Origin of the sequence: Pseudomonas sp., assembly GCF_036387035.1 — a bacterium.
GTDB lineage: Bacteria > Pseudomonadota > Gammaproteobacteria > Pseudomonadales > Pseudomonadaceae > Aquipseudomonas.
Genome location: NZ_DASVUM010000219.1, coordinates 1 through 10,071, shown reverse-complemented (window position 1 = coordinate 10,071; position 10,071 = coordinate 1). Strand labels below are relative to the sequence as shown.

5 protein-coding genes are annotated in these 10,071 nt (G+C 63.9%); 2 read left to right on the top strand and 3 right to left on the bottom strand.

What is annotated here, in order from left to right:
• Nucleotides 1-34: 34 nt before the first annotated feature.
• Complete coding sequence (pbpC, locus tag VF672_RS20335) at nt 35-2,371, bottom strand: peptidoglycan glycosyltransferase PbpC (protein WP_331106331.1); 2,337 nt, start codon at nt 2,369-2,371, stop codon at nt 35-37.
• A gap of 161 nt (nt 2,372-2,532) precedes the next feature.
• On the opposite strand from pbpC, the gene VF672_RS20330 reads away from it, so the two are divergent.
• Complete coding sequence (locus VF672_RS20330) at nt 2,533-2,826, top strand: hypothetical protein (RefSeq protein ID WP_037015498.1); 294 nt, start codon at nt 2,533-2,535, stop codon at nt 2,824-2,826.
• A 139-nt stretch (nt 2,827-2,965) separates the two neighbouring features.
• Here VF672_RS20330 and VF672_RS20325 read toward each other — a convergent pair whose 3' ends face one another.
• Nucleotides 2,966-7,888, bottom strand: coding sequence for an alpha-2-macroglobulin (locus VF672_RS20325; RefSeq protein WP_331106330.1), 4,923 nt, complete (start codon nt 7,886-7,888; stop codon nt 2,966-2,968).
• 138 nt (nt 7,889-8,026) lie between these two features.
• Here VF672_RS20325 and VF672_RS20320 point away from each other — a divergent pair, with 138 nt between their 5' ends.
• Nucleotides 8,027-9,367, top strand: coding sequence for an MATE family efflux transporter (locus VF672_RS20320; protein ID WP_331106329.1), 1,341 nt, complete (start codon nt 8,027-8,029; stop codon nt 9,365-9,367).
• Here the strand turns inward: VF672_RS20320 and VF672_RS20315 are convergent.
• A partial coding sequence (locus VF672_RS20315; protein ID WP_331106328.1) for an alpha/beta hydrolase occupies nt 9,357-10,071 on the bottom strand: 715 nt, incomplete at its 5' end. The two genes, VF672_RS20320 and VF672_RS20315, sit on opposite strands and share 11 nt — an antisense overlap.

The window sequence follows — 10,071 nt, the reverse complement described above, 5'->3', positions numbered from 1 at the left end:
TCTGACCATGGGTTTCACGCACGGCCCCTGCGTTTCAATCCACCACACTGAACTCCACCCGGGCGGTCTGGCCGCTTTCATCCAGCACGCTCAACTGGTAACGCCCCAGGCGTGTGAAGGTATGGGTGTAACTGTCCTGACTGGCGGTGTCGCCCACCGGCGCACCGTCGATGAACCACCAGCGCCGACCGCTCCCGCCCAGCGCCGACAGTGTGAGCCGCAACAGCTGCTGACTGCCGGCTGGCAGCCGCAATTGGTCACCTTCTCGCACCCCCACCACTGACAACGGCGGCGCCAGGCTCAATCCCTGGGGCGGGCATGAGGGGTCGATGTCCGGCAAACGCGCCTCGCGCCGTTCGCTCTTCGGCAGCCACGGTTCAAGCGGCGCCGGCCACAGGGCGACTTCCTTTGGCTGAGCCTGCGGACAACTCGCCGCGACGCGCAGGCCCTTGTCGTTCAGCCAGACCTTTTCCGTCAACCCCAACCCCAACGGCTGATCGGTCGCCTGCAACGTCGGCGGCGTCGTGCCGTCCAGGGTCCAGGCGAAACGCTGACGCCGACAGTTCGGGTCGTTTTTGCTCATGGGCTGTCCCAGCGGCCAGCAGATCGCGGCGACGTCGACGTTGAGCGGCACGGGCATTACCGGCGGCAGGATGTTGCGCTGGGCATCGCGATTCACCAGCAGGTCATGTACCTGCAGCATCAGCGGCGCGGCCGACGCCAACCCGAACTGACCCGGCACCGGCGTGCCGTCGGGACGGCCGATCCACACGCCAATCAGAAACCTCGGCCCCACGCCAATCGACCACGCATCACGAAAGCCGTAACTGGTCCCGGTTTTCCAGGCCAGTTGCGGCCGCTGCACGAGTTCCGCGTGGGAATCGAGGTCCGGCCGTGATTGGCCGCTGAGAATGCGTCGAATGATCCAGGCCGCGCCCGGCGACATCATCGGCCGGTCACGCAGACGGTCATCGGGCTGCAAGCGGATGTCCGCGCTGCGCCCGCCCCGCGCGAATGCGCTGTAGCCGCCGACCAGGTCTTCCAGACGGCTGCCCGCCCCGCCGAGAATCAACGCCAGATTGGGCTCGGCCAAGGGCGGCAGGGTCAGCGGCACCCCGCCGTTGCGCAGCTCCGCAGCGAAGCGTTTCGGGCCGTAGGCTTCCAGCAGTTGGACCGCCGGCAGGTTGAGCGACATCGACAGCGCCGAACTCGCCGCCACGGCACCATTGAACCCTGAGGAGAAATTGCCCGGGCGATAGTCGCCATAGCGCCGCGGCACGTCCTGCAGCAACGACTCGGAATGGATCAACCCGGCGTCGATGGCTTTGCCGTAGAGAAAGGGTTTGAGGGTCGAGCCGGGCGAACGCAACGCGCTGACCATGTCCACATGACCGAAGCGTTTGACGTCGCCGATGTCCACCGAGCCGACGTACGCGCGCACCGCCATGTTCTGCGCTTCCGCCACCAGAATCGCGGCGGACGTGCGCTCCGGCAGACGCGCGCGCCAGCCCAGCAGCAGGTCCTCAAGACGACGCTGCAGGCCGGCGTCAAGCGTGGTGCGGATCAGCGGCGGGCTGCCGGGGCGGTTCAGGCGCCGGGCGAGCAAGGGCGCCAGGCTCGGTTCCTGACGGGGCGCGAGCAGTAGCGGTTCTTGCAGCGCTTCGTCAACGGCTCCCTGCGGCCACGTGCCGAATTCGGCCAGACGCCGCAGCACTTTGTCCCGCGCCGCCTGAGCGCGTTGCGCGTGTCGATCCGGGCGCAGACGACTCGGCGCCTGCGGCAGGACCGCCAGCAGCGCCGCGTCGGCACGGGTCAGCTGTTGCGGGGGCTTGCCCAGGTACGCCCAACTGGCAGCGGCGACACCCTGCAAGGTGCCGCCAAACGGCGCGCGGTTCAGGTACAGCAGCAGAATCTCCTGCTTGGACAGATGCCATTCCAGCTGCGCGGTTCGCCAGAGCTGTCGAAGCTTGCCAGCCAGCGTGCGCGAATGCGGGTCGAGCAAGCGGGCCACCTGCATCGACAGGGTGCTCCCGCCAGAGACTACGTGGCCACCGTTTAGGTTTTGCCAGGCAGCACGCGCCAGCGCCATGGGATTCACGCCGGGATGCTGATAGAACCAGCGGTCCTCGTAGGTCAGCAGCGCTTCAAGATAAAAGGGCGATACCTGATCGACCGTCACGGGGTAGCGCCAGACACCATTGGCATCGGCGAATCGCCACAGCGGCGTGCCGTCTTCGGCGAGCACCACGCGGGCCAGATCGTCCTTGGGCAACGGCAGCGGCCAGATCCGGTCGGCGAGCCAGAGCAGCAAACATACGATAAGCAGGCTGCCGATCAGCCCGGTGCAGGCGCGGGCGCAGCGTCGACTCATTCGCGAGCAAGCTCGCTCCCACAAGCCGGAGCAGGTCTGACGCAGTGATAATCGCGTGATCTTCACAGAAAGCCTTTACCCGACAGGGAACTCGCCCAGACAATCGATAGCCAAAGCGAGCAACGCCGTTTTTGGTCCACGCCCCTCATCAGGAAGCAGATATGCAGGTAGAAAGCGTTTTCGAATGGCTCGGCCAAGTGATTGGCGCCGTGATCCGCTTCGTCGTCGACGGCTTAAGCTGGTTGTTCAACATGTTCACTCACGCGGGCGGCAATTTCGTTGACGGCCTGTCGCGCACGTTGGGCATGGACACTTCAATCGTCAGCATCATCGCCCTGATTGTCGGGTTGATGCTGCTGTATTCAGCGATCCGCGCTTTCATGCGCGCCTCGATCATCATGGGGATCATCTGGCTGTTTCTGGGGTTGTGGCTGTTGAGCTGGATCATTCACTGACTGTATTGATGTTGATCATTCCCACGCTCGCCGTGGGAATGCCGCCTCAGACGCTCCGCGTCCCCTGACGCGGAGCGTCGACCGAGGTGCTACCACGCAGAGCGTGGGAGCAACAGGCCCAAGAGCGATCACCTTTCTCCTACTTCTTGCCCTTCACCACCAGCTGCGCCGGTGCCTCGCCCAATGCCTGCCAGTTCGGCCGGTACATCGACTCCACTTGCGGCGGCGGCACGCGGTACACGCCCGGTGTCACAGCCCGCGCCAGATACAGCAGGTGCACCGTGTTGAAGCCCTCCAGGTCCACTGCCGCAACATAGCGATCACCGCGGAATTCCTGGTGTTTGACGCCGGCGTTTTCCATCGACTCGCGCCACTGCTTCACCGACTCGCTGGCGTCTTCAAGACTGGCCGAGCTTTGCGCCAGATTCTGGTTTTCAATTTCCAGACCGGCCGGCAACAGATCCACCACCAGCGCATCCGGTACACGCTCCTTGGCCTTGACCTCAAGGTGCACGAGCACCAGTTCGCCGCTTTTCAGTCCGTTGAGGTTCAGTGCCTCGCCGTCCATGCCCAGGTAGTCGCGGCTGATCGACAGGTTCTCGCCCCCGGCCGTTGGCGGCTGCGACGGATAACCGGAAATCGTCATCTGCTGATACAGCGTATCGCCGCCGGTGTTTTGCACCCTGAGCGGCGCCGCCAGCACCGAGCTGTCGAGCTTAACGGCAGGCTGGTCGTTGCTCAACTCGCGATTGTTGCTGCCGCTGGTCAATGTCGCCGCCCATTTGGCCTCCGGCTTGCCGAGCAGATCGCGGCCGGCGAGAAACAGCGCGTTACGCTCCTGCGTCGACAGATAGCGACTGGCCGCGACTTGATCGGACAGCGCAAACAGCCGCGCCTCAACCTTGTCGACCCCCAGTTTGTTTTCTTCCAGCAAGGACAAAATCAACGCCTGATCACGCAACGGACTGCCGTAATCGGCAAGCCAGTCGTTGGCCTTGCGACCGGCCGCAAGCCCGGCAAGCAAGGCTTGATCCGCACGAGGTTTGTCACCCATTTTTTCAAGCGCAATGGACAGCTGCACCAGCGGCAGGCCCGATCGCGCGTCGCTGCGGCGGTCGAACAGGCTGCGCAGCGCGCCCAATGGCGCCTGCTGACTGCGCGACAACACCAGACCGGCGTAGGCCTGCACGGCGAAGCGGGTGTGGTCGGCGTTTTCGCTGTAGTTCACCTCGATCTGATTACGCTCCTGCAAGTAACGCAGCAGCCGCTCGTTGGCTTTCTTCAGCGCATCCGGCGGCACGGCAAAGCCTTGATCGCGGGCGCGCAGCAGGAAGTCGGTGACGTACGCGGTCAGCCAGTATTCTTCCTCGCCGTCCGCCGCCCACAGGCCGAAGCTGCCGTTGTAGCGTTGCATGCCCAGCAGACGCTCGATGCCCAGTTCGATCTTGTGCTTGCGCACGGCATCCGACTCGCCCTCCAGACCCAGACGCTTGAGCGTTGCGGCGTCGGCGTAGAGCGACGGGTACAAGCCGCTGGTGGTCTGCTCCAGGCAGCCGTATGGGTAGGCTTTGAGCGCACGGATCTGTTCGCCGAGGTTCAGCGGCGGACGGCTCGACACCGACAGCAACGCCTCGCGCCCTGCCGGCTCGAAGGCCTCAAGCGCGCCGTCCGGCAGGCTCCACGCCTGATCCTTGAGCACCGCGCGGTATTGCTTGAGCATCGCCGGATACGCAGGGCGCACGCCAAGGGTCCATTCGCGGCTGAAGGCGGGCAGGTTCTCGCCCGGCAAGTCCAGGCCGTTGACCGTGACCCGAATCACGCCCTGACCGAAACCACCCAGCGCCTTGACCGGAATCTGCAGCGTGGTGCGTTGCCCCTGATTCAGGCTGATGGCCTTGACGCCCTCGCCTTCGGCCAGACTCAACTGCCCTTCGGCCACCACTTGCACGTTGAGCTTCTGGGCTTTGCCGGACAGGTTGGACAGGTCCAGCGCCACCTTGGTCTGGTCGCCGCCCGCCAGAAAGCGCGGGGCCGAAAGCTCGGCAATCAACGGGGCCGCGACCACGGTTTTCGCTTCGGCCATGCCATAGCGCTCGTCCGTCCAGGCCTGAGCCATGATGCGCAACTCGCCGTTGAAGTCAGGAATGTCGACGCTGACTTGCGCGTCGCCCTGCTCGTTGAACGTCACCGGTGCGCTTTGCAGGGCGACGATGGTCACGCTGGTTTCCGGGCGCTTGCCGCCTTTGGCCAGCGCCGCGTCACCGCCAAAGGCCAGGCTGGCGAGACGGTTGCGCCCGGCCTCGATCAACTGGCCATAAATATCCAGCTGGTCGGCGCCGTATTCCTTGCGCCCGAACATCGCCGCGAACGGATCCGGCGTGGCGTATTCAGTGATGTTAAGGATGCCCACGTCCACCGCGGCGACGAGCACATGCGCGCTCTTCGGGACCGTGCCGTCTGCGTTTTTGGCATTGATTTTGAGTGTGAGCGGCTGCTTGGGCCGCATCTTTTCCGGCGCCGTCACGGTCAGCGCCAGCTTGCGCTGCGAGCGGTCCAGCGGCAGGTGCAACACGCCCACCGCACGTTTCGGCGTGACATTGGCTTTGCGCTCACCCGGACGGATCACCAACGCGCTGACATAAAGGTCATGCCGCGCCCATTTCTTGTCCACGGGTATGTCGTAGGTTTTGCCTTCAGCGGGCACGTCGATCTCTTGCCACCACAACGGTCCTTCGCTCGACTCCACCAACAAATAGCCCTTGCCTGCCGACGGCGGCGTGACCGTGACTTTCGCGGTGTCGCCATCGGCATAAGCGGGTTTATCCAGCGCCAGCTTGACCTGATCGGGACGCACGGCGCCGCCTTCAGCGTTGTCCTGCCAGCGATAACCAGCCCAGAAACGCACGCTGCTGACCAGCCCGGTGGCCGGATCCTCGACTTCGACGCGATAAGGGCCCCACTCGACCGGGAAGCTGATCTTCGCCGTCGAGTCCTTCTTCACGCTGAGGGTTTCTTCGGACAGGTTGAGAAACTTCTCGTTGAAGTGATAGCTCCAGCCATCGCTGTCGGAGTAGTTCCAGTAGTAATCGCGGCGCTCGCGGACCAGACGCACCTTGAGGTTCTCGGCGGCCAGCTTGTGGCCTTGGGCGTCTGCCATCAGCACCTCGAACTCAACCGGGCCGTCGCCGTCGGTGGCTTCGCCGTCGAACAATCCGCGCAGGCCCGGCATGGCGTCAGCCGGCCACACCGGCTGGGTCAGGCGGCGCGTGATCGGACGTCCGCCCGACTCCTGCAGACTGGCTTGCAGCACCAGCTCCAGCGGCGAACGCGCCTTGGCCCATTGGCTGTCGATGCTGAGGTCGAGCTTGCCGTTGGCATCCAGCGTGCTGTCTTCGATTTCCAGGTCTTGCTTGAGGTCTTCCTCGGTCACCGAACCAAACTGATAACCCGGCAGGCCGGGCACCGCTTCACGCAGCGGGCGCACATAGAGCTGGCCGTTCAGACGATTGCCCGACGCCGGCGCGCCGTACAGGTAACGCCCGGTAATCGCGACGTCGAATGGCGCATCGGGGGACAGCGGGGTCTCGCTGCCCTTGAGCTCCAGCGCCATGCGCTCAGGCAGAAAGTCTTCGACCTGAAACTCATACAGTTGCGGCTTGCCGTCACCGAGGTCGAAAACCAACTGCCAGCGGCCCGTCGGTGCTTCATCCGACAGCTGCAACTGATATTGATACAGGCCGGTGGCGTCAGCGTCCCACACGAACTTGCGACTGACCTGCTCATCCGGACGGCGTACTTCCACGGTGATCGGTTGAGGTTTCACCCCCTTACCGTCGCTGTCACGCAGCAAGCCGTTAAGCAGCACCACCTCGCCTGGGCGATAGAGGTCGCGCGGGCCAAAGATGAAGAATTGGAGGGGGTGCGCCTTGGGGCCGGTGATGTCGAATTCGGCGAGGTCCAGGGCGGCGCTGTTCAGGCGCAGCATGCTGGTCTGCTCACCCTGATGCGCCAGTAGCACCTGGGCATTGGGTGGTAATGGCAGTTCGGCATGGCCGGCATTGTCGGTCTTGCCTTGACCGATCACGCGGCCCTTCTCGTCATACAGTTCGACGTCAACACTGCTCAGCGCTTTGCCGCCTTCCAGCGCCTGGGTGAACACGTCCAGACGGCTGGCGTAACGGTGCGCCGACAGGCCGATGTCGCTGAGGGTGAACAGCGTGGCCGGTTGCGTGTAGTTGTAAGTCCCGGAGGCTCGCATCACGGCCAGATAAACGCCCGGCTGCTGCAGCGGCTTGAGGCCGGAGATCGGCAACAACACGGTTTCTCGGGTGTTGCGCGCGGGGTTCAGGTCAAAGCGGCCGCTATAGACCAGGTCAGCCAGGGACAGCAGCTCTTTGGACTGGTAGCTCTCAAGACTGGAGGAGCCCTCCCACGAACCGAGAAACGCCGGCAATGACTCAGGCTTGATGCGAAAGAACTCGACGTCAACTTTGTCGACGTTGAGGGCGATCACCGGCAGCCCTTCCGCCAGGCGGGTGGGCAGCAGGCTGCCGCGACTGGCAAAGCCGACCGTTGCCTGCAGATCAGCGGTTTCAAGACGCGCAGAATATTCTGCGGCCAAGGTGTTGTTGTTCACCGCCACCAGCCCGGGGTCGATGGTCAGGACCAGTTTGCGCTTGGGCTCAAGGTGGCGCAGGCGCAACTCCATGAGGTTGTCCGACAGCTCCCAGGCGCCATCGACCTTGCCGTCCTTGCTGTCAACCAGGTGCACTTTTTCCGCGAATTTCTGGTCGGGGTTCAACGGCACCGAGAAGCTCAACGACAGTGTGCTTGCACCGTCGAGCTGAACTTCCGAGACGTCCACCACTGTCAACTCGCGCCCTGCGTAGCGCTTGCTCAGCGCAGGGACGTCCACCGCAGGCTTGGGTTTCGCGGCGTCAGCAGTGCTCGTCGACGCCGCTGCTACCGGGGGCGTGGCAGGCGCGGGTTTGTCGGACGAAGAGGAATCGCAGGCACTGAGCAGTACCAGCGCGCAGGCCAGGAACAATCCTTTGTTTAGCATGAGGCACTCATTGGGACGACAGCTATGGGGAGCAGAAGGTATAGCAGCGCATCTGCAATCGTAAAGCGCGGCGCGCAGATAGACCGTGGGTTTGTGCGTTTGTTCTCGCTACACTCGCGCGCTTGCCCGGGAGCCTTCATGTCCAACTTCTTCAACGACTGGCGCCAGCGCGCGACGCATCGACAGGTGTGGGCGCTGGCGGCACCTATGATCCTCTCCAATATTTCCGTACCGCTGGTCTCGCTGGTGGACAGCACCGTCATCGGCCACCTGCCCCACGCTCACCAACTCGGCGCGGTGGCGGTCGGCGGCACGTTGTACAGTTTCCTCGCCTGGGCCATGGGTTTTCTGCGCATGGGCACCACCGGTTTTGCGGCCCAGGCAGCCGGGCGCAATGACGGCGCGGCGCTGCGCCAGGTGCTGTTGCAGGGTTTGCTGCTGGCGATGGGCTTTTCAGTGCTGCTGGGGCTCATCGGCCTGCCATTCCAGCACCTGGCGCTGGAAATGATGCAGCCCTCCGACGACCTCAACGACCTGACCCGGGACTTTTTCCACACCCGCTTGTTCGGCTTACCGGCCGCGCTCGCCAGCTATGCGCTAGTGGGTTGGTTCCTCGGTCTGCAAAACGCTCGAGCCCCGCTGGCGATTCTGCTGACCACTAACCTGGCCAACATCGCGTTGAACCTGTGGTTCGTCATGGGCCTGGACTGGGGCGTGGTCGGCAGCGCGCGGGCGTCGGTTATCGCCGAATGGACCGGCGCCCTCCTGGGGCTCGCTCTCACCCACAAAGGTTTGCGCGCCTATCCGGGGCACCTGGCGTTGTCTGCACTCAAACGCTGGCAGAGCTGGCGACCGCTGCTCACGGTCAACCGCGATATCTTCATTCGCAGCCTGATCCTGCAATCGGTGTTCTTCCTGATCACCGTACAAGGCGCTCGATTGGGCGATGCGACCGTTGCCGCCAATGCGCTGCTCCTCAACGGGCTGCTGCTCATGGCCCACGCACTGGACGGGCTGGCCCACGCTGTCGAAGCACTGTGCGGACACGCCATCGGCGCACGCGATCGCGTGGCATTGCGGCGCGCCCTGAACGTGTCCGCAGGCTGGTCGCTGATTTGCAGCATCGGGTTCGTCGGACTGTTCCTGCTGGGCGGCCACCTGTTCATCGAGATGCAGACCGACATCGTGGCCGTGCGCGACATCGCCTTCATTTATTTGCCTTACCTCGCTGTGCTGCCCTTTGTCGCGGTGTGGAGCTATTTGCTGGACGGCCTGTTCATCGGCGCCACCCGCGCCCGCGAAATGCGCAACGCGATGGTGGTCACGGCATTGATATCAGCACCCTTCGCCTGGATTGCGAGCGGCTTCGGCAACCACGGCCTGTGGCGGGTGTTTTTGCTGTTCATGGCGGTGAGGGCGCTGACGCTGGGGTACCTGGCCCGGCGATTGAATCGCAGCGGCGGTTGGTTCAATGGTTGACCGGGCCGCTCGACACCTGCGCCTGATCCTGCGCATGGATGAATGCGGCGACCTCCACCAGCACCGGCGCCAGGCTGCGCAGCGGTCTGGCAAATGCACCTACCAGCGTGCGGTGATTGGTGCGAGAGAAATACACCTCGCGCACTGATACGCCTTGAGCGCGCAAACGACTGGCCATGCCAGCCGTATTGCGTTGCGGGTTCACTTCCGTGTCGTCCACGGAAGCGATGAGCAGCGCCGGCGGTGACGCCGCGCTCACATGATTGATCGGCTGGGAGTCGGGTGGCGAATTCGGGAAGTAAAACACCGGCTTCACCTCAGCGTCTTCGATGGGCAGAAAATCATAGGGCCCGGCCAGACCGATCCAGCCCTTTATGACGGAGGGCGTCGCACCCGCCGCCGCCAGCCATCGCGGGTCCAGGGCCAGCATCGCCGCGTTATAAGCCCCGGCACTGTGGCCCATCACATACAACTTTGCCGGATCACCGCCGAACTGACGAATGTGATCGCGGGTCCAGCCCACCGCCTGGGCGCTGTCATGCAGCAATCCCTGATAATGCACTTGGGGGTACAGCCGGTAATCGGCAAGTACTGCAACGATGCCCCTGGACGCGAGCGCCTCACCGATGAAGGCGTAGTCACCCCGAGATCCGCTGATCCAGCTGCCGCCGTAAAAGAACACGACAACGGGCGCATCCGCAGCG

What these genes read in the sequence shown, in the direction of transcription:
- pbpC (WP_331106331.1), bottom strand. Translation starts at nt 2,371, where the DNA reads ATGAGTCGACGCTGCGCCCGCGCCTGCACCGGGCTGATCGGCAGCCTG.
- VF672_RS20330 (WP_037015498.1), top strand. Translation starts at nt 2,533, where the DNA reads ATGCAGGTAGAAAGCGTTTTCGAATGGCTCGGCCAAGTGATTGGCGCC.
- VF672_RS20325 (WP_331106330.1), bottom strand. Translation starts at nt 7,888, where the DNA reads ATGCTAAACAAAGGATTGTTCCTGGCCTGCGCGCTGGTACTGCTCAGT.
- VF672_RS20320 (WP_331106329.1), top strand. Translation starts at nt 8,027, where the DNA reads ATGTCCAACTTCTTCAACGACTGGCGCCAGCGCGCGACGCATCGACAG.